This window comes from Catelliglobosispora koreensis DSM 44566 (genome assembly GCF_000379685.1).
Lineage (GTDB): Bacteria > Actinomycetota > Actinomycetes > Mycobacteriales > Micromonosporaceae > Catelliglobosispora > Catelliglobosispora koreensis.
On the sequence record NZ_KB903250.1, the window covers coordinates 520,068 to 544,633 of the forward strand.

The following is a 24,566-nucleotide window of genomic DNA, read 5'->3' on the forward strand; positions in this document are numbered from 1 at the left end:
AACCTCCGCGTTGTGGAGTTCCCCGACGTTGTGCTGTTCTCCGTGCCCCTGTTCATTCTCCTCATGATCGTGGAACGGGTTTCCTACCTGTTCCACCGCGACGATGAGGAGCTGGGCTACGGCGCCAAAGACACTGCCACCAGTCTCAGCATGGGCCTGGGCAGTCTCGGCTGGGACATCCTGTGGGGCTTCGGCACCGCCGCAGCCACCCTCGCCGTTTACAACCTCACCCCATGGCGAATCGAGTTCAGCTGGGCCTTGCTGCCGCTGTTCCTGATCGCACAGGACTTTTGCTATTACTGGTCGCATCGCGGCCACCACGTTATCCGGCTGCTGTGGGCGTCGCACGTGGTACACCACTCGTCGACGATGTTCAATCTGTCGACCGCGCTCCGGCAGACCTGGACGGGATTCACCAGCTTCCTGTTCTACTTGCCGATGGTCGCCCTTGGCGTCAGCCCGCTCGTGGTCGGTTTCTGCGGTGGCATCAACCTCGTTTACCAGTTCTGGATTCACACCGAACGCATCGGCAAGATGTGGGGCTGGTACGAATTCGTCTTCAACACCCCATCGCACCATCGCGTGCACCACGGCTCACAGGGCAGCTACCTCGACCGCAACTACGGCGGCATCTTCATCATCTGGGACCGGCTGTTCGGTTCGTTCGCGCCGGAGACCGACCGGGTCGTCTACGGGCTCACGAAGAACATCGAAACGTACAACCCATTGAAGGTCGCCTACCACGAGTACGCCGCACTAGCGAAAGACATGTGGCGAGCGCCGTGGCGCTACAAGTTTGGCTATCTCGTCAACAAGCCGGGCTGGTCAGGGCAGCCGGCCCTGCTCCACAAGCGCGGCGAAGCGTTTGAGAGTGCGAGTAAAAGCTAACTTCGACCCCGGCCAGACCAGTGGCCACGCCAGCCGTCCAGCCATTCCACCCGGCAGGTGAAACCATTCGTGCCAGACGACCTGTGTGCGGGAGTTGCCCATCGGGGTGCACCGCATGACGCCAGGCCCACGGAGCACGCGTCCAAAGTGGACGACCCGCACCTCGTAGGGCCGGTCGAGCTTGACGACGCGCATCTCGTCCCGCAGCGAGGCACCGCTGACGGCGGTCACCGCCTCGATGACGCTGCCCTCGCCACCGTCACCCGAGACCACCTTCACCTTGGTGAAAGGGATCCACTCGCCTTGCCGCTCCCACTCGGTGAACGCGTCAAAGACCTGCTCGGCCGGGGCATTAATGATCACCGTCGCGGTGACCTCGCCGCTGCCGGGACTATTCGGATCGGTCACGCCACCCCTGACTTCTTCTTCTCCGGGGCGGTTTCCTTCTGTTCAGCGAGGTCGGTCTCGACGGCGAGGTCCGCCTCGTCGGCCTCGACCGGGGGCACTTCGCTGGACAGCTCGATCGACAGGTCAACGGTTTGGATCGAGGTGATCTTGGTTTCCTGCGTGGCCCGGCCGGAAAGCGACGCCGCTCTCGCCTGGGCCAGCGTGTCCGCGTCTTCGTGGCGGCCTTCGCGCAGGGCCACGATTTCCGCGTCGAGCACATTGATCAGCTCAGTCTTGTAGCCGATGTCATAGGCGAGCCGCTGTAGCGCCTTGTCCACCTGATCCATGCGGTAGCCCCGCAGCGCCAAGTCGAACGAGACGTCGCTAACGTCGCCTTCAGCCAGGGGGCGATCACCCGGAAGGGGGCGCGCGCGGCTGTCAGGATCCACCGCGCGCAATCCGGGGTCGCCGCCGGAGATGAGCGTCATGACCCCGAACACCACTGCACCGACGGCCACCGCAATGACCAGGATCAGCACGATATTCACTGCCTTAGCCTCCAACGCCGGCCGGGACGAGCGCAACTCGCCGCTATGGGCTGCACTCTAACCCGTCCGCTATTGCCACGTAAGCGCGCGTTTGCGCCACGCGTAAAGCAGCCCGAGTGCCAGGACCCCAACGAAGATCGCCATTTCCACGATCACCGCCCGGCCTGCCTCTAGATAGACAACCGCCCATGGGAATAGGAAGATCGCTTCGACCGCGAACAAAACGTAGAGATATGCGTAAAGGTAGTAGCGAATGTGCATTTGTGCCCAGCCGCCCGGCACAGGATCAAGGCCACACTCGTACGTGTCGCGCTTACCCGCGGCGGCATTGGGCCGGCGCGGACGCAACAGCCGGTTCACCAGGAACGCACCGCCGATGATGACGACGCCGACGAGCGCTAGCGCACCGATCGTGGCATACGAGCTGAGATACGCGTCCACAATCGCTCACCCTAGTGCAACCAGCATCCAAGGTGGAGAGTGTGTTGCCGTATGACTGCTGACGCCTCCGCCGATTTCGACGGGTTTTATCACGCTCACTTCGGCGACACCGTGGCCATGACGTATGCCTACACGGCCGATCTCGGCGTGGCCCAGGAGATCGCACAGGAGGCGTTTACCCGGGCGTGGATGCGGTGGCGGTCGGTGTCCACATACGACAACCCGGTGGCGTGGGTCCGACGGGTGGCCACGAATCTCGCCCGGTCCCGGTGGCGGCAGCTCAAGTACGCCAGCAGTTATTTGTTGCGGCAGCGTCCCGAGATCGAACCCGGGCCCAATCCTGATCATGTCGCCGTCGTGGCGGCGTTGCGTAAGCTGCCACCCCGGCAGCGGCAGGCGATCGTGTTGCACCACCTCATGGATCTGCCCGTTGAGGATGTCGCACATGAGCTGGAGGTGCCCGCGGGCACGGTCAAGTCCTGGCTGCACCGCGGCCGTACCGCGCTCGCCCGCGAGCTAGACATCGACGTTCGCAACGACGTCAAGACTCCACCGGTCTCCACCGTGGGTGACTTGGCGCGCAAGTACAAGCGCAACCGCAACCTCAAGGCGGCGGCCGTGCTCGCGATCGTGCTCACTGGCGTGGCGGTCCTGCTGAACACGTGGCTGCCGAAGCAGAACCCGGTCATTCACCCGACACCGGGGCCAATTCCGAGCCCGAGCGGCCCGACGCCCACCCCGACACCGTCCACGACCACGACCACGACTCCAGATCTGCGGCCGTCAATGCAGGACGTCAACTACGCCACGGCGACGATCACGATCACCGGTTCGCCCACAGGATGCGCTAGCGGCACCATCACGTTCCGCGACACGGAATTCCACGGGGCGGAGGGGCCAGCACGATCACAAGAAGTGATCGGGTTCCGGCCCGACGGTGTCGTGCTGGGCGATCTGACCGGCGATGGGCATCCCGAGGCGGCGATTCCGGTGAGTTGCGGTCCTATTGCCGAAAATGTCAACCTCGAAAAGTCGATCCTCATCGTGGAAGGAAGAGCGGACGGCACGCTCCATTCGCTGGCCTGGACCGGCCCGAGCGGTGGCTATTCGCTCAACTCCTGGATCCGCGACAACGTGCTCTATGTCGACGCGCGGCCACGTCCCGCGGCGGGACGCGGCTGGGATTACCAAGTCGGCACGGTCCAGGCGCTGCGCTGGAACGGATCCACCTTCGTCAGTGTCGATGTCAGCGCCACTTTCCCCGCGCTTCTGCCGACGAGGGCGGGCGCCAACCTGGATCTGAACCCGGTCGCGTCCCAGCTCACGAGTTGCGATGGGCTGCCAGCGCGCACTTCCCTGACGCCGAAGTTCGACGCGGACGGACTGTGGCGCGATGGCGACCGGCTCTGGTCGGCTATCCCGCACGATATGGACGAGCCGCACTACCTGGCCTTCACCGACGTCAAACCGCTGCTCCTGCTGACCATCGGCTGCGGCAAAGCCGGCACCGCGGCTGACAAGCTGACGTCAACCTCCATCGTGCTGTTCGAGCAAGTCACCGGAGGCTGGAAGGCGGTCGGCGTCATTTCCGGGCCGGCCCGAAGCGAGCTGCGGGTAAGCCGTGCGACCGGGCTGGAGATCACGGTCAGTGGCGGTGACGTCCCCGGCGCGAAATACCGGTGGGAGCTATCACGATTCACCCGTGTGACCGGGTAGCCATCGACAGGGGTGGACTCGGGTACGCGGCTGGCTCCACACTGGGGTCCGGAGGTAGGGATTCCCTACCTCCGACGTAGGCTTGCCCTGGATACTCAGCGCAACAAAGACCCGGTAGGAGGTCGTACCCACGATGACCACCCCGAAGCATGTCCAACAGCTGGATCGGGTTGTCATCCGCTTCGCGGGTGACTCCGGCGATGGCATGCAGCTAACCGGCGACCGGTTTACCTCGGAAACCGCTCAGCTCGGCAACGACATCTCCACCTTGCCCAATTTCCCCGCGGAGATCCGCGCCCCCGCAGGAACGCTGCCCGGCGTTTCCAGCTTCCAGGTCGCGTTCGCCGATTACGACATCCTCACCCCGGGTGACGCCCCCAACGTCCTCGTCGCGATGAACCCGGCCGCCCTGAAAGCCAACCTCGCCGAGCTGCGCAAGGGCGCGACGATCATCGTCAACACCGATGAGTTCTCGAAGCGGAACCTGCAGAAGGTCGGCTACGAAACCAACCCCCTCGAAGACGACTCGCTCGCCGGCTATGACGTGCACCAGGTCGGCTTGACCAGCATGACCGTCGGCGCCCTCGAAGGGCATCCGGTCAGCAAGAAAGACGCTGAGCGCGCGAAGAACATGTTCGCCCTCGGCCTGCTTTCCTGGCTCTACTCCAGGCCTTACGAGTCAACGATGACGTTCCTGGAGCGAAAGTTCGCCGCACGCCCTGAGCTGGTCGCCGCCAACAAGGCAGCGTTCTCCGCCGGGTGGAGCTTCGGCGAGACGACGGAGGGTTTCGCCGTTCGCTATGAGGTCGCCCCGGCTCACATGCGGCCTGGCAACTACCGCAACATCACCGGTAACACCGCGCTCGCGCTAGGTCTTGTCGCCGCTGGTGTCCGGTCGAAGCTGCCGGTGTTCCTCGGGGCTTACCCGATCACTCCGGCCAGCGACATCCTGCACGAACTCAGCAAGCACAAGAAGCTTGGCGTCACGACGGTTCAGGCCGAAGACGAGATCGCCGCGATCGGTGTCGCGCTTGGTGCCGCCTATGGTGGTGCGCTTGGTGTGACCACGACGAGCGGTCCTGGCGTCGCACTCAAGGGCGAGACCATCTCGCTCGCGGTCGCCCTCGAACTGCCACTCGTGATCGTCGATGTGCAGCGGGCCGGGCCAAGCACCGGGCTACCTACCAAGACCGAGCAGGCCGACCTCAACATGGCGCTGTTCGGGCGGCACGGTGAGGCTCCGGTGGCGATCGTCGCGCCGCAGTCCCCCGCTGACTGCTTCTACGCCGCGCTCGAAGCTTGCCGCATCGCCATCACCTACCGGACTCCCGTGATCTTGCTGTCCGATGGCTATGTCGCCAACGGCTCCGAGCCGTGGCTGCTGCCAGAGGTAAGCGACCTGCCTGACCTCCAGACGACCTTCGCCGAGGGTCCCAATGGTGAAGACGGCAAGTTCTACCCCTACCTGCGCGACCCGCAGACCCTCGCGCGGCCGTGGGCCGTGCCAGGCGTGGCGGGCCTGGAGCACCGCATCGGTGGTCTGGAGAAGGCGGACAAGACGGGCGACATCTCTTACGACCCGGCCAACCACGACTTCATGGTCCGCACCCGGGCGGCCCGCATCGAGGCCATCGATGTTCCTGACATCGAGGTCGAGGACCCCTCAGAAACAGCCAACGTTTTGGTACTCGGCTGGGGTTCGACCTATGGCCCGATCGGCGCCGCGGCACGAGCCCTGCGCCAGCGTGGGCTCAACGTGGCCCAGGCACACCTGCGGCACCTGAACCCGTTGCCCAAGAACCTCGGCGAGGTGCTCAAGTCGTACGACAAGGTGGTTATCCCGGAGATGAACCTGGGCCAGTTGGCTCACGTCATCCGGGCGCGCTACCTGATCGATGTCGTTGCCTACAACCAGGTGCGTGGAATGCCCTTCACCTCCAGCCAGCTGGAGTCCATGCTCGAGGAAGTGATCAAGAATGCCTAGCACTCCATTGCAGCTCACGGCGAAGGACTTCAAGTCCGACCAGGAGGTGCGCTGGTGCCCTGGCTGCGGTGACTACTCGATCCTGGCTTCGATGCAGCGGTTCCTGCCCGAGCTGGGCATCCCGCGCGAGAAGATCGTTTTCATCTCGGGCATCGGCTGTTCGTCGCGGTTCCCTTACTACCTCAACACCTATGGCATGCACTCGATCCACGGCCGCGCGCCGGCGATCGCGACCGGTCTGTCGGTTAGCCGGCCCGATCTGCAAACGTGGGTTATCACGGGTGACGGCGACGCGCTGAGCATCGGCGGCAACCACCTCATCCACGCCTTGCGGCGCAACGTCAACCTCAAGATTCTGTTGTTTAACAACAAGATTTACGGTCTGACGAAGGGGCAATACTCGCCAACGTCAGAGGTCGGGAAGATCACCAAGTCGACGCCGTCGGGTTCGGCTGACTATCCGTTCAACCCGATCTCACTGGCGCTCGGCGCGGAGGCGTCCTTTGTCGCCAGGACGATCGACTCGGATAACAAGCACCTGACGAGCGTGCTGCGTGCCGCGGCCGAGCATCAGGGTTCCGCGTTCGTGGAGATCTACCAGAACTGCAACATCTTCAACGACAACGCGTTCGAGGTGCTCAAGGACAACGAGACCCGGGACAACTACCTGATCCGGCTAGAGCACGGTGAGCCGCTGAAGTTTGGCAAGGACAGCCAATTCTCGGTGACGCACCCGGCCGGCAGCTTCGGCCTGACCGTCGAGGAATCGCCGACCGCCGAAGCTCTGGTGCACGACGCGCATCAGGAAGACCCGGCTTACGCGTTCGCCTTGTCGCGCTTGGCCGGACCCGACCTGCGTTACACGCCGATCGGCATCTTCCGCTCGATCACCCGCCCGTCTTACGACGAGATCGTGCGGGGCCAGGTCGCGCGGGCGAAGGAGAAGGCGGCAGGCAACAGCCCAGAGGCTGATCTCACCGCCCTGCTCAACTCCGGCGACACGTGGACGATTCTCTAAAGCGCGATCCATTTGGCTCCTGGCAAGGCGCGGCCTCCCGAAGTTTGCTAATCGCAAATGAGGGGGGCCGCAACGCCGCCAGGGGGCAAATGGGCGCGTCTTAGTTACAGCAACCTCCACCGCAGCAGCCTCCGCCGCCACCAGCTGGTGCGGGGGCTGCTCCCATGTTGGAGCCGCCGCCACCGAGCCCGACCGTCGTTAGCAACTTAACCGTGTCGTCATGTCCGGCCGGGCACGACGCGGGGTCGCTTGAGGCACTCATCGGACGGGTGACGACGAACGTGTCTCCGCAGGCACGGCAACGAAACTCATAGCGAGGCATGCGGAGAATGTTACTTCTTGCCGAACATCCAGCGAATAGCCGCAATTATCAAAGCGCCGCCGATGATGATCCCAGTGATCGTGAGTAACGGCTGCTCACTCCAACCTTGTTCCACGGGCAACATACTTCCTTAACACGACGGTAACGGCTACAGTCATCGCACCCCCGCTATATGACCACTTTGGACGGCAGGTGACGCGATGACCAGAACCCTGAAGTGGCTCCTCACCCCGATTGTGGCATTCACCGTGGTGATTGGGCTTGCCAGCCCCGCGGCCGCGGTGACGTTCGAGCAAAAGCTAGGACAACTCTCCGCGTTCACGCAAACCAACGCGGCCAGTTACGACTCCTGGAACTCAGCGCGGCAGAACCAGGGCTCGTGGGCTGACTATGCCTTCAACTGGTCCACCGACTACTGCTCCAGCAGCCCGGACAATCCGCTGGGCTTCGACTTTGCCCTCTCCTGTTACCGGCACGACTTCGGTTACCGCAACTACAAGGAGATGGGCCAGTTCAGCGCGAACAAGTCGCGTTTGGACTCCGCCTTCTACGAAGACCTCAAACGCCGTTGCGCCAGGTACAACTGGGCGGTCCGCCCAGCTTGCTACAGCCTCGCCTGGACGTATTACACGGCGGTGAAGAACTTCGGCTCCGTCGCCGCGGTGACGCAGGCCGACATTGATCGCGCCGCTGAACTCCTGCCCGCAAGTGGCGGAGGGCGCTTCTAAACACCTGGCACGCCGGCCTTCCCGATCCGTCTCCGGGAAGGCCGCGCCATTCGCGCGTTTCTTAACATGAACTTGAGCAACGGCCCCTAGGCATCCACCTGTCCGAATGCTCAGATATAGACATGGCTTTTGTCACCGATCCAGCGACGCTTCGCGAAGTGGGCACCCTTGATCTGCCCAATCTCGCCGAAGTGCTCAGGCAAGTCGCGGAAAGCCTTGTGAGCACAGAATCCCAGTGGGATCCGGCGTTCCGCGAAGACCGCACGCCGAACGAGAGCATGTATGACGACTCCCGCCGCAAGTGGAGTTCCGTGTGCGATCACTTCTACACCCTCATGTATGACTCCGCCCGGCGCATCGACCGGTTCGCCGACGCGCTCATCACCGTCGCCGACAACATCACCACCACAGACGACATCACGGCGGAGGGCTTCATCAACATCCGCGAGGAGCCGGCATGACCGACTACCGCATGCGAGACGACCAAGTCTTCCGGGACACCCTGAACGAGATCGTCGATGAGGTCGTCGAGGAACTCATCAACGAAGCATTCCCCGATCCTTCTTTGGGGAGCATGATTCACGATTTCTTTCTCGGCGAATCCCCTTTGGAGGGCGGCGTTCCGAACCTTCCACGCGAGGGTGTCGAGGATTCCAAGGAGTACTGGCGCACGCTCTACAAGCAGTTCCGCGGCTGGAACATCACCGACGGCACGGCCAAGGTGCGCGACACCATCGCCCTGGATGTCCTGGGCCCCATCAGAAGTGTGGCGAGCGTGGAGTTCGCGGACTCCCGGCCGACGGACATCGTCAGTGCCAAGCTGGCGACTTGGGACGGTCCGCCGGGCAGTGCCGCCGCGGTGGTCCGGTTCGAGATCATGCCGGAGCTGACAAGGTCGCTGGTTTACACCTTGGACGTGGTCCGATCGCTCGACATGATCATGCAGATGCACGAGAACATCGTGCTGTCGGCTCGCGAAGGGATTCTCCGGATCGCTGACCAGACCTTGGAGAAGCTCGGCAAGTCGCGGGAAGCCCGGGCCGAGGCCGACGATCAGCTTCTCAAAGACCTTACGCAGCTTGCGTTTTCGGTAGCCACCAGCGAAGCCGATCCCGTCAAGGGAGTGGGCGACACTCTAAGCGCCGGCGGGAACATCCTTATTGGAGCGGCTTTCAACGTTGCCGGAAGCGGGTTCAACGAGATCTCAGCCAGCATGGTCAGCGCGATCGAGAACCTCGCCGCCGCGATCCGGGCCGAGGAGGAACTGGTCCTGGAAGCGTTGCGGCAGGTGGATTCTTACCTCAACGGGGAGAACCGCTACGAGACGCTCCCACCCAATGTGAACCCGCCATCGCAGACGCGGGCGTTTTAGCTCACGCGACTTCGGCGAAGCGGACGGAGCCGTGCGCGAGGTCGGGGTGCTCGACCGCCAAGGCGAGCGTCGCCGCTTCGCGCAGCCCCATCCGGGTGCCGCGCGCGTAAGCCTCGTCGAAGGCCGCGTCGCCGAGCGCTGAGCGCGCGGAGCGCTGCATCGCCTTCCAATACGGCCCGAAGATCCCCGGACCACAGTGGAGCTTGATGTTGGCCGACTCGGCCGCGCCGAAAAGCATCGCGCCGGTCGCGACATCGCCGCCTTCGACACAGCGGGCCGCCATCGCTTTGAGCGCAACGCAAGCGCGGCTGTGGAAGCCATAGGTGATCCGCGAACGCAACGCCACCATCAAATGTTCATGTGCCGCAACGAGATCGCCCCGGCCTAAGGCGACCAGTCCCAGGAGCAGATCGACGGTCCGCCGTCCGCGCTCGGCCGGGCGCATCTGTTCCAAAGGCCTTGCGGCAGCAAGGATTTCGGCCGCCTCGTCGTGTGCACCACGAAGCCACATCAGCTCAGCCAAATTGAAAACAGCGAAAAGAGCCTCCGCCGGTACGCCTTGAGCCTGCGCCCAGTCGATGACTTGACGGCACACTCGTTCGGCGTCGGCGGTGCGGCCGGCATCGCGCAGGGCGCCGGACCGTCCGGCGAGGGTGCGCACGAGCAGCCCTGCTTCGCCCGTGCGACGGGCGGCGGCTTCGGCCCGTTTGCTGAACCGGAGTTCTTCAGCGAACTCACCGTCAGCCGCGGCTTGGTGAGCGTGGGTGAGGAAGGCACGGGCGAGCTCACTGTCAGGGATGGTCTCGCCGGTCTCGGATTGGCGCGCGTAAAGGCGGTAGAGCCAGAGCCGCCCTTCACGGGCTAGGCCGCGTTCGCGCCACCACTGGTCGAGTCCGATCGCGATGCGCAACCCCGCGCGGGCACTCCCGCCCGTGCCGCACCAGCGCAACGCGGCACGCAGTTCGGCGGCCACGGGATCGATCGAGTAGAGCGATAACGTGACCGGCTTGCCGTCGGATCCTTGCTGAGTGCGTTCCAGTTCCCGGATCGCCCAGGCGACGTGCCTGTTGCGGGCCGCGCTTTCTTCTCCTGCTTCGGCGAGACTGCGCGCCGCGTACCCCCTGATGGGGTGAAGCATGCGATAGCCGATGCCGCTGTCGGTGCCGCCGGTGCGCTCGACCTGCACCAGGGATTTGTCGACCAGCACGGTCAGGGCGTTGAGCGGGTCCTGGCCGAATAGGGACTCCACTGTGGACAGATCGACCGGCCCGGCGAAAACGGATAGCCAGCGCAGCAGCTTGGCGGCGTCCGGGCCAAGTGTGCGGTAAGACCAGCCGACCGCGGCCTGCATGGTGGCGTGGCGGGGCTCGTCGGCGCGCGCGGGGCGTTGCCCGGCGTCGAGGGCCTGCAACGGGTCTGTACCACCGAGTTCGGCACTGAGCCGGTTGTCGAGCTCGCGAGCCGACAGCACACGCAGGCGGGCCGCGGCGAGTTCAAGGGCCAGCGGCAGCCCATCGAGACGATGCGCGATGCGGCTCAGCGGTTCCAGCTCGGCGTCGTCAACGGGCACTCCCCCGCGCGCGGCAGCTGTCCGCTCGGCGAGCAGAGCAACGGCCTCGCTCGGCTCGGCGAGGCCGAGCGACGGAATGCGCCAGACCAGCTCGCCGGGCTTGCCGAGCGGCTCCCGGCTGGTCGCCAGGACGCACACTCCCGGTGCGCCCGCGAGCAGCTCGGTCACGAGCGTCAGGGCTGGTTCGAGGTGAACTTCGCAGGTGTCCAAAATGAGCAGCATCTGGCGGTCAGCCAGGTGATCGACGAGCGTCTGCGCGATCGGGCGGCCCGGCTCCGGGCGCAGTCCCAGCACCGTGCTCAGGGCGAAGGCGACCAGGCCCGGATCGGAGACGGTCACCAAGTCGAGATGCCACACACCGTCGGGATAGGACGGGTGGTCCACCAGACCGGACGCGACCAGTGCCGCCAGCCTGCTCTTGCCTGACCCTCCCGTGCCCACCACCGTCACCAGACGGTTCGCCTCAAGCAGGCGCTCCAACTCGGCGCGTTCCTTGTCGCGGCCGACAAATGACGTCACCGGGCACGGCAGGTTATGCGGCGAGTGGCCTTCGGTGCGGGGACGCGGGAAGTTCAGGTCCAGCCCGGAAGCGGTCAGCTGGAAGAGCCTCTCCCTGCCATCGAACCCACGCAACCGGTGCAAGCCCAGATCGATGGTTTCGGCATCGCTCACTTCAGCTTTGGTCGCGGCGGACAGCAGGATCTGGCCACCGTGCGCGGCCGCGGCGACCCGTGCGGCACGGTGCACTTCGGCACTGGCGTATTCGCGGCCGTGCGGTTCGGCGTACCCGGTGTGCAGTCCCATCCGGACCAACGGCCGCACCTGTGGGTCGGGCCACTCGTGACCGGCCAGGGCTCGCTGAGCGCTAACGCAGGCGGTGACGGCGCTCGTGGCATTGGCGAACGCGAAAAAGTAGGAATCACCTTCGGTGAATAGCTCGACGCCACCGGCGGCGCTGAGGCAGGCGCGCAAAATCTGCCGGTGCTTCTTCAACACCGGCAAGTAACCGTCACCGAGCACCTGGGCCAACCGAGTCGAGCCCTCAATGTCGGTGAAGAGAAAGGTCACCAGACCTTTCGGCAGTTGCACCGCTTGCCCCACCTAAACCTCCGCCCCCTGGAAGTCGCGATTCATCGTGCCAACTCCGCAAAAAAGGAACATCATCGGAACGGGTTGATCCTCCTGGCGTAACGACTCCTCCCAAGGTCCAGATATCGCACTTTCAGCCAGACCCTGCACTCCCCCGAAGCATGAGTAATACTCGTGGGCGTGCGAGATGGGGAGATGACCTGGAAGCGGCTAGCCTTTGCCGGTCTGCTGATCGTCACGTTAACGGGTGCCGCCACCTCTGTTGGCGCGACAGTGATTCCGGCTTTAGCTGGACCCGCACCGGTAAAGCCGACTATGACGGCCGAACCGTCCGCGGAACCTTCCGCCGAGCCGTCCATTTCGGCTTCTCCTTCCCCAACTCCCTCGGCTAGCAACAGCCCGCGCCCGTCGGGCGCGTTCGCGGGGTGGGCTTCCAACCTATCCGGCAAAGTGGACATTCCGAAAACCGCTCTGGAATCCTACGGGTACGCCGAATGGGTTCTGCAGCAAACAAGAAGCACCTGCAAGCTGCAGTGGACCACCCTCGCCGCGATCGGCAAGCTCACCTCAGACCACGGACGCCAGGGCGGCGGCACCATTGACGCGCAGGGGCGCTCAAAGCCGGGTTTGGTGGGGCCGGCCCTCAGCGGCTCTGATTCCGACGGTGGGGCTCTTGACGGCGATCAGGCCAAAGACCATGCGGTCGGGCCGATGCAGTTCACGCCCACGATGTGGCGCGCGTTTGGGGTCGATGCCGACTCCGACGAGCTAGCCGATCCGCAAGATGTCGACGACGCCGCGCTGAGCGCCGGATATTTCTTGTGCGACACGGGAGCAGATTTGTCCATTGTGGCCAATTGGAAGAAGGCCATCAATGCTTATCACGGTCTAGCTCCGCATATCGACAAGATCTTCGAAACTGCGCAGAGTTACGGGACCAAGAGCAAGGAATAAGGTTACCGTCCGCTGACCAGACGGCGATCAATCGACACTCAGAGTAATGGATTGTGTACCGTGACAGGATCGACCCTTCCGTTTCTGCCCTGAAGTGTGCAAGCTGGACGGGTGATGGTGCGCGAATGGGATCCCCTTACCGCCCCCGCCACGGAGATCGCTTCCATAGTTGCCCTGCTCAACGAGGCGATGGCCGCCGATCTGCCGGATGATCCACTCTGGCTTGACGACACGATGCGTGAGTATCTAGCCGTCACCATGCCGGGCGAACGCAAAAAGATGTGGCTAGCCGAGGAAAACAGCGGAGACGCCTCACGGGGCATCCCCCCACTCGGCCAGGCCAACATTCTCATGCTCGGTGACATCGGCGTCGTCGAAGTCATCGTGCATCCCAAAGCCCGCCGCCTCGGCGTCGGGCGAGCCCTACTCACGCAAGTGGTGTCCTGTGCGCGCGAGGAAGGCTTCAGCGCCCTTGGCGTCGAAGTCCCCGGAGGCACGCCAGCGGTCGAGTTCTACAGCAAGTTCGGCTTCACGTGCGCTTTCACCGAGATTCGCAGCCTGCTCTCGCTTTCTGCCGTCGACTGGTTCGGCCTGGGCGAGATGGCTGCCGGGATCGGGTCCGGTTACAGCATCGGCTTCTACGCCGGTGGCCCGCCGGAGGAGCTATACACCGCCTATGCCGCGGCAAAGGCGGAGGTCCGGGAGTCATACGACCTCGGTGACCTTGAGCTGAGCCCCAGTTCCTATGAGCCGCAACGGCTTCGGGCCAGCATCGAAACCCTCGCCGCTCGCGGCCTGAAGCTCTACGTCGTCGTGGCCGTCCACGAAAGCACCGGCGATGTGGCTGGGTTGACCGAAGTTGTTGTCCCGCAACAACATCCCACCCGAGCCGACCAATACGACACCGTCGTGGTGCCCCGGCACCGCGGCTATGGCATCGTCCGGGCGATCAAGGCGCGCATGCTCTTTGAGCTCCGCTCCGCCGAGCCCGGCCTCGCCGAAGTGCAAACGTGGAACGCGGCGATCAACGAGCCGCTCATTCGCGTCAACAACGAGCTCGGCTTCGTCCCCGACCGCGACTGGCTCGAATACGAAATCGATGTCGCGGACTTAGCCGCGCGTCTCGGCGTCGCTTAAGCGCGCAACAGGTGGGCCGCATCGACGGCCCAGTAGGTAAGGATGATCTGCGCACCGGCTCGCTTGATCGAGGTCAGGGTTTCGAGGATGACCCGGTCCCGGTCAAGCCAGCCGTTCGCGGCGGCCGCTTCCACCATCGCGTATTCACCGCTGACCTGATACGCCGCCACCGGCACGTCGACGGTCTCGTGCACGCGGGTCACGATGTCGAGGTAAGGCAGAGCCGGTTTGACTAGGACGATGTCGGCGCCCTCGGCGACGTCGAGCCGCACCTCGCGCATGGACTCGCGCACGTTCGCCGAGTCTTGCTGATAGGTCCGGCGGTCACCTTCCAAAGACGACTCAACGGCGTCCCGGAACGGTCCGTAGAAAGCGCTGGCGTATTTGACGGCGTAAGCCAACAGCGACACATCCTGGAAACCGTTGCTGTCCAAGGCTTTGCGGACCGCGCCGACCTGTCCGTCCATCATTCCGCTCAGGCCGAGCACGTGTGCGCCAGCAGTCGCCTGCGCGACGGCCATTTCCGCGTACGACACGAGCGTCGCGTCGTTGTCGACCGTCCCGTCCGCCCGCAACACGCCGCAGTGACCGTGGTCGGTGAACTCATCCAGGCACAGGTCGCTCATGATGACGGTCGAGTCGCCCAGCTCGCTGGCGAGATCGCGGATCGCGACGTTCAGGATGCCGCCCGGGTCGATCCCGCCCGTGCCGCCAGCGTCCTTCTGCGACGGAATGCCGAACAGCATGATGCCGCCAACACCAGCCTCCACCGCTTCCACGGCGGCTTTGCGCAGCGACTCACGCGAGTGCTGCACCACGCCCGGCATCGACGCCACCGGGTGTGGTTCGGAAAGGCCCTCTTTGACGAACATCGGGAGCACCAGCTCGGCTGGATGCACGCGGGTCTCGCTGACGAGCCGCCGGATCGCGGCGGTGCGCCTTAGCCGTCTGGGCCTTTCCATAGCGATCACCTAAACCTAAGTGCCGTTGGTCCCTGGACTTTCGAGCCGCGCCTTTGCTTGGCCGGCATCGCGGCGAGCCGCTCACGCAACTCCACCGCGTACGAGGCGAGCGCCTCCACGAGATCGGGAACCGACGCGTGCTCGGGCTGCACGTCAACGCGCAGTCCAAACTCGACAGCCGTCTCCGCCGTCTTCGGGCCGATCACGGAAACCACGGTGCGCTGGTGTGGCTTACCCGCGATTCCAACGAGGTTGCGAACCGTCGATGACGACGTGAACAGAACCGCGTCGAAACCACCCGACTTGATGGCGTTGCGGATCTCCTCCGGCGGCGGTGCCGCCCGGACGGTCCGGTAAGCCGTGACGTCGTCGACTTCCCAGCCGCGCTCGGTCAGGCCGGCGGCCAGCGTCTCGGTCGCGATGTCGGCCCGGGGAAGGAGAATCCGGCCTACCGGGTCGAAGATCTCGTCGTAGGGCGCGAACTCGGCCAGCAGGCCTTCGCTCGACTGGTCGCCACTGGGCACCAGCTCCGGCTGAATGCCGAAGGCGCGCACCGCGTCCGCGGTCGCCTCACCGATGCAAGCGATCTTCACGCCGCCGAAGTGACGGGCGTCGAGGCCGTGCTCAGCGAACTTCTCCCACACCGCGCGCACCGCGTTGGCACTGGTGAAGATCGCCCACGCGTAGCGGCCGTCGACGAGACCCTTGATGGCACGTTCCATCTGGGCCGGGGTGCGCGGCGGCTCGACGGCGATCGTCGGTACCTCGCACGGGATCGCACCATAGGCGCGCAGCCGGGCGCTCATCACGCCAGCCTGCTCCTTGGTGCGCGGGACGAGCACCCTCCAGCCGTAGAGCGGGCGCCGCTCCCACCAGCCGAGCTTGTCCACCTGGTGCACGCCGTTGCCGACGATGACCACGACGCGGCCGGAGAACCCGAGCGCGGCGGCCACGAAGCTATCCACAGTGGAGATCGTGGTGTACTGCGTTTCGCTTGTGCCGTCACCGGTCACCGCGACGGGAAGCGTCCCGTCGACCCCGGCGGCGAGCAGTCCGTCGCGAACCGTGGCCAGCTCACCCGCGTCGACCGCCAGAGCGGCGGAGCCGTGGCGAACCGCGGCCGCGAGCCCATCGAAGTCCAGCGTCGTCACGTCATCGACGTCAACCGATGACCGAACGCCCGTGAGTGGAACACCGGAGTAAGTGGACACACCCGAGGCGGTGCCGACCCCCGGCACCACCGCGAAGTGAACGTTGGTCCGGGCGATGGCCTGAACCTCTTTGACGACGGCTTCGTGGCCAAACGGGTCCCCGGCGACCAGGCGAACCGCGTTGCGGCCCGCCTTGGCCTCGGTGAGCAGCACCTTTGCCACGTCACCGGGATCGCCCTCGGCCGGGCTGAACTCGGTCGACTCGTGGGCAACCATGCGGACCTCATTGAGCAGGACAGCAGGCACCGCTTGGTCAAAGACCACGTGATCGGCGTCTAGCAGCGCGTCATAGGCGCGGCGCGTCAACAGGCCAGGGTCGCCGGGTCCAGCCCCGACGAACGCGATGTGGCCAGCGGGCTTGCGAGTGCGGGTCATGCTGCTTTCCCCAATACGTGATCAGCACCTTCTTCGAGAAGGTCGGCGGCGAGAAGCCGGCCCACCTCCGCGGCGTCGGCGAGCGTTCCGGTGCGCGACAGCCTTAGGGCATAGCGCCCATCCGTGCTGATGACCGCACCGCGCAGGTATATCTCGTCGTCCTCGGTCACTTCGGCCAGCGCGGCGACGGGCGCGCTGCATCCTGCTTCCAGGGTGGCCAGGAGGGCCCGCTCGGCGGCGACTGCCCCGCGCGTGGCCCGGTCGTCGAGCGGCGCGAGCAGCTCGGCGAAATCTCCCCGGCTCTCTACCGCGAGCGCGCCCTGGGCGGGAGCGGGCAGCATGAGCATCGGGTCAAGAATCTCAGTGATCTCGTGTGCACGGCCCAGGCGGGCCAGCCCAGCGCGGGCAAGCACGACGGCGTCGAGCTCACCCTCGGCGACCTTGCGCAGGCGCGTGTCCACGTTGCCGCGAATCGGCACCGTGCGCAGCGGCAGGCCAAGCGCGGCGATCTGCGCGACGCGCCGCAGGGCACCGGTGCCGATCGTCGCGTTGTCGGGCAGCTCGGTCAGTGTCAGGCCATCGCGGGCGATCAAGGCGTCACGCGGGTCTTCTCGCGGTGGCACGGCCGCGATGACGAGCCCGTCAACTGGCGCGGTCGGAAGGTCCTTATAGGAGTGCACGGCGAGGTCAATTTCCTTGGCCAGCAAGGCATCCCGCAGCGCGGAGACGAAAACGCCCACGCCGAGCTGCTGCACCGGCGCCGAGGACGTGTCGCCGGCGGTCACGATTTCGACCAGCTCAACCTCTTGCCCCGTCAGCCGCGTGATTTCGCTCGCGACGAGCCGTGACTGTGCCAGCGCCAAAGCGCTGCCCCGCGTTCCCAGTCTGAGCGTCATTCAGCCACCTCCGGGATATCGGCGACGGTCGCCGCATGCGGGTGCAGATCAAAAAGATCACGAACCAATTGGGTGTACGTCTCTCCGCCCGGCCCAGCGGCGAGCTGCCGCACGCGGACAGTCGGCTGGTGCAGGAGGCGCTGCACGACGCGATGCAGCGCGTGGGCCACTTCGTCACGCTGCTGCGCGGAAAGCTCCGGAAGCCGCTGGGCGAGCCGTTTGAGTTCGTTGCCGACGACGTCATCGGCCCGGGAACGTAACGCCGCCACGGTGGGAGCGACTTCTCCCCCACGCAGCCAGGTCTCGAAAGCGTCCACTTCGGACGCGACGATCCGCTCGACCTCTTCCAGCTCGTTGCTGTGATCGGGCAGCACGGCCGCCAGGTGCTCAATGTCGATCAGCCGCACGCCGGCGAGGTCACCGACGCCCACCTCCACGTCGCGAGGCATCGCCAAGTCGATGATCGTGATCGGCTTGGTCACCATCGCTTTGGTGATCACGGGGCTGATCGAGGCCGTCGCGGAGATGACGACGTCTGCCTCGTCCATCAGCGCGGGCAGATCCTCCAGCGGGCGCGTGCCTTCTCGCTCGCTGCGGTTGACCTGAATGATCTCGGTGACACCGCGACGGGTCAGCTCGACGCGCGCCAGCGCGCCCATCGCCCCGGCACCCACGATGACCCAGCGCACGCTGCGCCCGCCGCCAGCGCCGACCGGGCTCGCCACGGCCGGCCGAACGGAAGCTTCCGCCGAAGCCGAACGCGATGCCGATGGCGCGGGCGATGCGGGTGTGAGCGCGAGTGTCGCCTGGTCGAGCGCGGCGGAGACGAGACTGCGCGGAGCCTTGTCGATGCCGGTTTCGGCGTGTGCCCGCTTGCCGACGCGCAACGCTTGCTGCATCAGCTCATGCAGGGTCTTGCCAACAGTGTCCACTTCGGACGCTTGCTGATAGGCGTCGCGCAGCTGGCCCAGGATTTGCGCCTCGCCCGCGACCATCGACTCCAGCCCAGCGGCGACCCGGAAGACATGGCGCACCGCGTCAATGCCGTGGTGCACATAGAGCGACTTGGCAAGCTCCTCCGCGGGCACCCCCGTCACCTGAGCGAGCACTTCACCGAGGTGGCTCAGGCCAGCGTGGAAAGCGGGGACGGCGGCGTAGATCTCGACCCGGTTGCACGTCTTGAGCAGCACGGCTTCCGCGACGTGCACTCCCGTGAGCGGCTGCGGCCCCGCGAGCAGCGAAAGCTTCTCCAGCAGGGTGACCGGTGCGTTGCGGTGCGAGGCTCCCACCACGATGAGGTTCACTTGCGCACCTCTCCGTTGAGTCCGTTGACGTGGGCAGATTTCCTGTGCTCATGGAAGGACAGGATCTGCAATTCAATGGCGAGATCGACCTTACGGACGTCGACTCGGTCCGGCACGGATAGAACGCACGGAGCGAAGTTGAGGATGCTGGTCACACCGGCGGAAATCAGCTGATCGGCAACGGTTTGCGCCGCCGACGCTGGGGTAGCCAAGACGGCGATGGAGATGCTTTCGCGCTTGACGACGACGGGGATGTCACTCACATGGAGGACGGCCAATCCATTGATCTTTTCGCCCACGCGCGTGGTGTCGGCGTCGAATAGGGCGGCGATGCGGAAGCCACGGCTGGTGAACCCGGCATAGCCCGCGAGGGCGTGCCCGAGGTTACCGACACCGACCAGGGCGACCGCCCGGCGCATGGTCAGCCCGAGCACGTATTCGATCTGGCCGATCAGCGGGCCTATGTCGTAACCCACACCCCGGGTGCCGTAAGAACCAAGGTGGGAAAGATCTTTGCGGAGCTTGGCGGAGTTGACGCCGGCCGCGTTGGCCAGGCCTTCGCTGGAGACGGTGTCGTGACCCGTGTCGGCGAGGTGATGAAGTGCGCGCAGGTATTCAGGTAGCCGCGCCACCGTCGCTTCGGGTAAATCCAGTCCAGCCTGACTCATCTGACTCCTACAGACCCCCTGCACAGGCGCATTCGGCGCTGTGGTAGCGGAGTTCGAGGTAACAGAGTATGCGCTTGTGAACGCGTGCACAAATCGCGATCTTGAATGGCCGACTTGACAGTGTGAGGCGAATTGCACATGCGAGCCGGCGCTGCTAGGCGGCGATTCCTGTGCCACCTGGCAATCGCCGCCTGCCCTCGGTGCCACCGGGTTCACGGCCCCGCTTGCGGCCGTTTCACCTCCGCTAGGCGGCGATTGCAGCGCCCACCGTGACCGAGCTACACCCCCGGTAACGGGTTTGTCTGGCGAGATATGCCCCCGCGGCACACGTGCCCTCCATTCTCGCGCAGAGGCCACGAGTGGGCGCTGCCCCAGAAGTATTACCCAAAATCGGGCATATCACCGCAAAGCTAGTAATACCGCCGCAGTGAGCGTGTCGGCCACGGGAGCGCCGTGCCCGCGCAAGACATCCGGGTCGGTGAATCCGCCTGCGTAGAGAACGCAGCGTGCGCCTGCGGCTTCAGCCGCGTGGGCGTCGTCAATCGAGTCGCCGATCAGCACGGCGTCCTCGCCTTTGATCTTCAGCTCGTCGAGGTGCTCAGCGAGAGCCTCAGCCTTGTGCTCACGGAACTCTCGTGAACCGTCGACCCGCGCGAACGACAGGCCAAAGCGGCCGACGGCGGCGATCAGCTCGTCGTGGTACCACATGGACAGCAGGGACTGGGTGCCGTTCCACGAGGCCATCGCGTCGTGCGCGTCAGCGGCCAGCGCACAGGAGATCATGGCGGCCCGGTAGTGGTTGTGGAAAACGTCGTTCAGCCGCACGAACTCTGGCTCGTCCAGCCGGCGTCCCAGCTCATCGCTATAGAAGTCGATGATGGGGCGGCGGAAGTTGCGGCGATGCCGGTCAGCGCTGATCGGCTGGCCGCCCGCGTGCACGAAGGCAGCGTTGGTGGATTCGACGACTATGTGGAAGTCGTCGAGAAGCGTTCCATTCCAGTCCCACACCAAATGCATGGCCGAAAGATTATCGGGCGAGGTCCCTGAGCAGCCGCTCTTTTTCCACCCGCCAGTAGCCGTGTTCCTTGCCGTCGAGCATGAGAACAGGGATCCGGTCGCCGTACTCGATTTCGAGGTCGAGATCGGTGCTGATATCGACTTCCGTGAACGGCTCACCGATGTCTTTCAGCACCTGCACCGCCGTCTCACAAAGGTGGCAACCCGGCCGCGTATAGAGCGTGAGGCGATGCAGATCACTCATCGCGCAACATTTTCTTGCGGACCTTGCCGATCGCTGAATGCGGCAATTCGCTCACGAACACATAAGTGGACGGCCTCTTGAACCGGGCGAGATTTGCCTCACAGTGAGCGGACAGTTCCGCCTCTGTGACGCCCTCGGCCACGACGTAAGCGGTCACCGACGGCCCGGTCACCGCCACTTCCGCCACGCCCGGGTAACCAGCGATGACAAGTTCGACTTCAGCCGGGTACACGTTGAAGCCGTTAACGATGATCAGCTCACCGATGCGGTCCACGATGAACAGATCGCCATCGGCGTCGGCATAGGCGACGTCTCCCGTCGGCCACCAGCCGTCGTGAGCAGGGCCGCCATGCTTGTCGGGCCAGTAGCCCAGGAAGAGGTTCTCGCCGCGGACCACGATCTCACCTGGGTCTTCAGCCGCGGGCAGCAAATCGTCGTCCTCGGCCGCGACGCCGTAGGCGTTCGACAGCCGTACCTCAACGCCCGGGATCGGACGGCCGATCGAGCCTGGCTTAATGGAAGCGCTCGCCAGAGTGGACGTCACGACCGGTGCCGTTTCGGTCAGGCCGTATCCAATGTGGACAGGATGCCCCGTCGCCTCGGTGAAGGCCTGAGCCACCTCTGGATCAAGCGGGGCGGCCCCACAAACGGCCAGTCTCAAGGAACGCAGCAGCTCAGGGGAACAGGCCGCCCAAGCTTGATACATCGCAGGCACTCCAACCGCGACAGTCACGCGGTGCAACGCGATCAGCCCAGCGGTGCCAACGGGATCGAACTCGGCTTCCAGAATGCCGGTCGCGCCGTAGTAGAGCATCGCCCCGAGACCCGTGTTCAGCCCGTAGGCATGGAACATCGGCAGCACCAGGAGCACCACGTCATCGGCACTCATGATCGGGGGCTGCAGACGCGCCAGCTGCTCGTGATTGGCGATCAGCGCCCGGTGGGTCAGCATCGCCCCTTTGGGAGCGCCCTCGGTGCCCGAGGTGTAGAGCAGCAGTGCCAGGCCGTGCGGATCAACTTCCGGCAGGTCACCGGCCTTGTCCGCGAGCGGTGGGCTGAGCAGCGCGGTCACTTCACCGGCTGCCGCCTCGACAGCTTGCTGAGTACCCACTAAAAGGTCTGCTCTTGAATCGCAGAGAACGTGGCGCATTTCGCGCGCGGTGAAACCGGGGTTGACCGGAACAGCCGTTAACCCAGCTCGCCACGTGCCCAGCAGGGTGATGACGAAGTCCATGTCGTTGGGCAGCGCGATGGCGACCCGGGTGGCGCCTCGCTGCAACAGCGCCGTGGCGGCCTTGTCGACAAGCTGATCCATTTCGGACCAGGTGCAGGTCTTAATGCCAGCATGGAAGGCGAGATGGTCCGGGTTGGCTTCAGCGTGCCGGCGCAGCAGCGTGGCGAGGTTCACGCGCGAATTGTATTCATCACCCCATTCGGTGAACCCCAATGAGTGAACTCACTTGAATCTGGCACACGCTGTGCGCCAAACCGCACACATTGTGCGACGGGCCTTTCGTGGTACATGCCAACACTTACCCCCGGCGTACGGGCAGAGTAGATGAATCGAATGGGTGGTTTGTCGTACTCTCATACGACCTGCACCTCTCAGCCGGAGGAGACCTTAGTGCCAGATATAAGTCGGAACCTGTACCAAGCGGGCCTTTGTCGGCTTATGGTGGAGATTGCCGGGATTGCGGGGCACGCGGAGGTGTTTGGATGAATACGGTCTTCTATGGCGATGAGCTGATGCCGGGCGGCGGCGCCATGGGAATCGACGCCCTGCGCCAAGCGCTATCAGCGTTCAACGAGATGTTCTCCACGGCGGTGCGCGGCGACGGCGACCGGACGCCGACGACGCAGCGGATTCGGACGCGCCAGCAAAACGACGGCTCAGCACGGCACAAACCGAGCAGCACCAAGGTGAACGGACGTCCAGCCATGCCGACCCAAACGGGGCCCGGCGGCACGCTCGCTGAAGCTCCGACGACCGTTCTGCCGGTTGTCCCCGAGGAGACCACCGGAACGGGTGGCCCGACCGGGTACCCCGACCGGCCCGACCCCAGCGACGCCGCGCACGAGGTGTGGACGCTGGTCGAGCGCGCCCAGGGGGGCGACACCGAGGCATTCGGTCTCATCTACGACCGCTATGTCGACACGGTCTTCCGGTTCATCTACTTCCGCGTGGGCAACCGCCCGCTGGCCGAGGACCTGACGTCAGACACGTTCCTGCGTGCGCTCAAGCGCATCAGCAGCTTCACGTGGCAGGGCCGTGACCTCGGCGCCTGGCTCGTCACCATCGCCCGCAACCTCGTCGCCGACCACTTCAAGTCCGGCAGGTACCGGCTGGAGGTCACGACCGGCGACGTGCTCGACGCCGACCGCGAGGACCGTGGCCCCGAGGGAAGCCCGGAAACCGCCGTCGTCGACCACATCACTAATGTCGCGCTTCTCACAGCTGTCAAACAACTCAACCCCGAGCAGCAGGAGTGCATCGTGCTGCGCTTCCTGCAGGGATTCTCGGTCGCTGAGACCGCCCAGGCCATGGGGAAAAACGAGGGTGCCATCAAGGCACTGCAGTACCGCGCGGTGCGCGCGCTGGCCAGACTGCTACCGGAAGGCTTCCAGCCGTGACGGGTCACGCCGTAACCACACACACCCAATTGGCGTTTGTCCGAGTGCGAGCCGTTTTCTCGAACAAGAACCAAGGGGGGTGCTCGCGATGAACGCGTCTCTGTTTCCTCGTGCGCGCGCCGAGCGCTTCGCACAGCTCCTGGAAGAGGCCAACGGCGGCCGCCGTCATCACACCCGCTCCAAGGGTGACGATGAGGTGACCGGCCTAGTGGCCAAGGCCAAGCAGCTGCAAGCGATTCCTCTGGCCGCCGACCCGGATCCAGTGTTCCGTCGTGACCTGCGAGCGATGCTTATCGCCACAGCAGAACGCGATGGCATTGGTGTGACCGCCCAGCCCGAGGCGAAGCCGAACTTACGGCGCCGCATCGCGCAAGCCGGCAGCGGCAAGAGCCGTGCCCGCGGCGCGGTGGTCGTCGGCATAGCCGCCGGCACCCTGGTGCTGTCCGGCGTGTCCGTCGCCAGTGGCGAGGCGATGCCCGGCGACGCGCTCTATGGCATGAAGCGCTCGACGGAACGAGCCCAGCTCGCGCTGGCCGGTTCCGATCTGAGCCGCGGCCAGCTTTACCTCGACTTCGCCCGGACGCGTCTGCACGAAGCGGTCGCGATCAAGGGCGACGAAAATGGTTTCGTTTCGGCCCTGAGCGAGATGGACGATGAGACGCGGCTCGGCATTCGCATGCTGGTCACGTCGGCGCTGACCCTCAACGACACGACGGCCCTCGACGCGGTGGACAAGTTCGTCGCGTCTCAGCGCTCGCTGGCTGGCCGCATGCTCGATCTGAGCGGCAGCAACGGCCGCCAGAAGGTCACCGAGTCGTTGGCCCTGCTCAGCAAGGTTGAGCAGCGCGCGATCGCCGCACGTTCCGCTCTCGCTTGCGGGGTAAAGCCGGTGGGCAGCGACGAGCTTGGCCCGGTGCCAGGCAACTGCGCCCCACTTGGCCAGACCCGCGGGTCGGCCACCGGGACGGCCACGGCACCTGGGCAGACGAGCGGGCAGCCAGGCAACGGCCCGGCCGCCGCTCCGCAATCGTCGGGTTCGCCCACGCCTGCCGCCACGACCGAAGAAGAGAAGAAGGAAGAGGGCGGCCTGCTCAGCGAGCTTGG

Annotated in this window: 23 protein-coding genes and 1 pseudogene; 11 read left to right on the forward strand and 13 right to left on the reverse strand. The window is 65.0% G+C overall.

Annotated elements, in window-relative coordinates; translation table 11 throughout:
* The first annotated feature begins 12 nt into the window (after nucleotides 1-12).
* Entirely contained in the window at nucleotides 13-888 is an 876-nt protein-coding gene (locus A3E1_RS0109665; RefSeq protein WP_020520554.1) for a sterol desaturase family protein, read from the forward strand.
* On the opposite strand, the gene A3E1_RS0109670 is transcribed toward A3E1_RS0109665, so the two are convergent.
* From A3E1_RS0109670 to A3E1_RS0109680, 3 genes are all read right to left on the reverse strand, one after another.
* Nucleotides 826-1,296 (reverse strand): SRPBCC family protein, encoded by a 471-nt coding sequence (locus A3E1_RS0109670; RefSeq protein ID WP_020520555.1) that lies wholly within the window; start codon nucleotides 1,294-1,296, stop codon nucleotides 826-828. The genes A3E1_RS0109665 and A3E1_RS0109670 overlap by 63 nt on opposite strands.
* Complete coding sequence (locus A3E1_RS39640) at nucleotides 1,293-1,823, reverse strand: DivIVA domain-containing protein (protein WP_020520556.1); 531 nt, start codon at nucleotides 1,821-1,823, stop codon at nucleotides 1,293-1,295. The genes A3E1_RS0109670 and A3E1_RS39640 overlap by 4 nt, the downstream gene beginning before the upstream one ends.
* Nucleotides 1,824-1,892: 69 nt before the next feature.
* The gene (locus A3E1_RS0109680; RefSeq protein WP_020520557.1) at nucleotides 1,893-2,264 is read right to left on the reverse strand and encodes an NADH-quinone oxidoreductase subunit A; all 372 of its coding nucleotides are present in this window, start codon (nucleotides 2,262-2,264) and stop codon (nucleotides 1,893-1,895) included.
* Nucleotides 2,265-2,315: 51 nt separating this feature from the next.
* Between A3E1_RS0109680 and A3E1_RS45610 the strand changes: the two genes are divergently transcribed.
* From A3E1_RS45610 to A3E1_RS0109695, 3 genes are all read left to right on the forward strand, one after another.
* Nucleotides 2,316-3,980: a SigE family RNA polymerase sigma factor gene (locus A3E1_RS45610; protein WP_020520558.1), complete on the forward strand. Its 1,665-nt coding sequence runs from the start codon at nucleotides 2,316-2,318 to the stop codon at nucleotides 3,978-3,980.
* A 133-nt stretch (nucleotides 3,981-4,113) separates the two neighbouring features.
* On the forward strand, nucleotides 4,114-5,964 hold the full coding sequence (locus A3E1_RS0109690) for a 2-oxoacid:acceptor oxidoreductase subunit alpha (protein ID WP_020520559.1): 1,851 nt from the start codon (nucleotides 4,114-4,116) through the stop codon (nucleotides 5,962-5,964).
* Complete coding sequence (locus A3E1_RS0109695; RefSeq protein ID WP_020520560.1) at nucleotides 5,957-6,982, forward strand: 2-oxoacid:ferredoxin oxidoreductase subunit beta; 1,026 nt, start codon at nucleotides 5,957-5,959, stop codon at nucleotides 6,980-6,982. Before A3E1_RS0109690 ends, A3E1_RS0109695 begins: the two co-directional genes overlap by 8 nt.
* A 100-nt stretch (nucleotides 6,983-7,082) precedes the next feature.
* On the opposite strand, the gene A3E1_RS45990 is transcribed toward A3E1_RS0109695, so the two are convergent.
* Nucleotides 7,083-7,304, reverse strand: a complete 222-nt coding sequence (locus A3E1_RS45990) for an FmdB family zinc ribbon protein (protein WP_083929418.1) — start codon at nucleotides 7,302-7,304, stop codon at nucleotides 7,083-7,085.
* Nucleotides 7,305-7,504: 200 nt separating this feature from the next.
* Here A3E1_RS45990 and A3E1_RS0109705 point away from each other — a divergent pair, with 200 nt between their 5' ends.
* From A3E1_RS0109705 to A3E1_RS0109715, 3 genes are all read left to right on the forward strand, one after another.
* A complete protein-coding gene (locus A3E1_RS0109705; RefSeq protein ID WP_020520562.1) occupies nucleotides 7,505-8,032 on the forward strand; it encodes a phospholipase in 528 nt (175 codons plus the stop codon).
* A 122-nt stretch (nucleotides 8,033-8,154) separates the two neighbouring features.
* Nucleotides 8,155-8,493, forward strand: a complete 339-nt coding sequence (locus A3E1_RS0109710) for a hypothetical protein (protein WP_020520563.1) — start codon at nucleotides 8,155-8,157, stop codon at nucleotides 8,491-8,493.
* Nucleotides 8,490-9,404 (forward strand): hypothetical protein, encoded by a 915-nt coding sequence (locus A3E1_RS0109715; RefSeq protein ID WP_020520564.1) that lies wholly within the window; start codon nucleotides 8,490-8,492, stop codon nucleotides 9,402-9,404. Before A3E1_RS0109710 ends, A3E1_RS0109715 begins: the two co-directional genes overlap by 4 nt.
* Nucleotide 9,405: 1 nt before the next feature.
* Here A3E1_RS0109715 and A3E1_RS0109720 read toward each other — a convergent pair whose 3' ends face one another.
* A complete protein-coding gene (locus A3E1_RS0109720; protein ID WP_020520565.1) occupies nucleotides 9,406-12,075 on the reverse strand; it encodes an adenylate/guanylate cyclase domain-containing protein in 2,670 nt (889 codons plus the stop codon).
* A 168-nt stretch (nucleotides 12,076-12,243) separates the two neighbouring features.
* Between A3E1_RS0109720 and A3E1_RS39650 the strand changes: the two genes are divergently transcribed.
* Both A3E1_RS39650 and A3E1_RS0109730 read left to right on the forward strand, forming a co-directional pair.
* The gene (locus tag A3E1_RS39650; protein WP_157631416.1) at nucleotides 12,244-13,017 is read left to right on the forward strand and encodes a lysozyme family protein; all 774 of its coding nucleotides are present in this window, start codon (nucleotides 12,244-12,246) and stop codon (nucleotides 13,015-13,017) included.
* A gap of 114 nt (nucleotides 13,018-13,131) precedes the next feature.
* Nucleotides 13,132-14,154, forward strand: a complete 1,023-nt coding sequence (locus A3E1_RS0109730) for a GNAT family N-acetyltransferase (protein ID WP_020520567.1) — start codon at nucleotides 13,132-13,134, stop codon at nucleotides 14,152-14,154.
* Here A3E1_RS0109730 and hemB read toward each other — a convergent pair.
* The 8 genes from hemB to A3E1_RS0109770 all read right to left on the reverse strand — a co-directional run bounded on the left by hemB (nucleotide 14,151) and on the right by A3E1_RS0109770 (nucleotide 22,239).
* Nucleotides 14,151-15,116, reverse strand: a complete 966-nt coding sequence (gene hemB / locus A3E1_RS0109735) for a porphobilinogen synthase (protein ID WP_020520568.1) — start codon at nucleotides 15,114-15,116, stop codon at nucleotides 14,151-14,153. The two genes, A3E1_RS0109730 and hemB, sit on opposite strands and share 4 nt — an antisense overlap.
* Nucleotides 15,117-15,121: 5 nt before the next feature.
* Nucleotides 15,122-16,702 carry a bifunctional uroporphyrinogen-III C-methyltransferase/uroporphyrinogen-III synthase gene (locus A3E1_RS0109740; RefSeq protein ID WP_020520569.1) on the reverse strand — a complete coding sequence of 527 codons (1,581 nt, stop codon included), beginning with the start codon at nucleotides 16,700-16,702 and terminating at the stop codon, nucleotides 15,122-15,124.
* The gene (hemC, locus tag A3E1_RS0109745; RefSeq protein ID WP_020520570.1) at nucleotides 16,699-17,598 is read right to left on the reverse strand and encodes a hydroxymethylbilane synthase; all 900 of its coding nucleotides are present in this window, start codon (nucleotides 17,596-17,598) and stop codon (nucleotides 16,699-16,701) included. Before hemC ends, A3E1_RS0109740 begins: the two co-directional genes overlap by 4 nt.
* Nucleotides 17,595-18,902, reverse strand: coding sequence for a glutamyl-tRNA reductase (locus A3E1_RS0109750; protein ID WP_020520571.1), 1,308 nt, complete (start codon nucleotides 18,900-18,902; stop codon nucleotides 17,595-17,597). The genes hemC and A3E1_RS0109750 overlap by 4 nt, the downstream gene beginning before the upstream one ends.
* Nucleotides 18,899-19,570 carry a redox-sensing transcriptional repressor Rex gene (locus A3E1_RS0109755; RefSeq protein ID WP_020520572.1) on the reverse strand — a complete coding sequence of 224 codons (672 nt, stop codon included), beginning with the start codon at nucleotides 19,568-19,570 and terminating at the stop codon, nucleotides 18,899-18,901. The genes A3E1_RS0109750 and A3E1_RS0109755 overlap by 4 nt, the downstream gene beginning before the upstream one ends.
* A gap of 399 nt (nucleotides 19,571-19,969) precedes the next feature.
* Nucleotides 19,970-20,587: an HAD family hydrolase gene (locus tag A3E1_RS0109760; protein ID WP_020520573.1), complete on the reverse strand. Its 618-nt coding sequence runs from the start codon at nucleotides 20,585-20,587 to the stop codon at nucleotides 19,970-19,972.
* A 10-nt stretch (nucleotides 20,588-20,597) separates the two neighbouring features.
* A complete protein-coding gene (locus A3E1_RS0109765; protein WP_020520574.1) occupies nucleotides 20,598-20,831 on the reverse strand; it encodes a glutaredoxin family protein in 234 nt (77 codons plus the stop codon).
* Nucleotides 20,824-22,239 (reverse strand): class I adenylate-forming enzyme family protein, encoded by a 1,416-nt coding sequence (locus A3E1_RS0109770; protein ID WP_020520575.1) that lies wholly within the window; start codon nucleotides 22,237-22,239, stop codon nucleotides 20,824-20,826. Before A3E1_RS0109770 ends, A3E1_RS0109765 begins: the two co-directional genes overlap by 8 nt.
* Before the next feature lie 356 nt (nucleotides 22,240-22,595).
* Here A3E1_RS0109770 and A3E1_RS0109775 point away from each other — a divergent pair, with 356 nt between their 5' ends.
* The gene (locus A3E1_RS0109775; protein ID WP_051104957.1) at nucleotides 22,596-23,462 is read left to right on the forward strand and encodes an ECF subfamily RNA polymerase sigma factor, BldN family; all 867 of its coding nucleotides are present in this window, start codon (nucleotides 22,596-22,598) and stop codon (nucleotides 23,460-23,462) included.
* Nucleotides 23,463-23,550: 88 nt separating this feature from the next.
* Nucleotides 23,551-24,390 (forward strand): annotated as a pseudogene (locus tag A3E1_RS39655) (DUF5667 domain-containing protein); the annotation flags it as partial.
* Nucleotides 24,391-24,566: the final 176 nt, after the last annotated feature.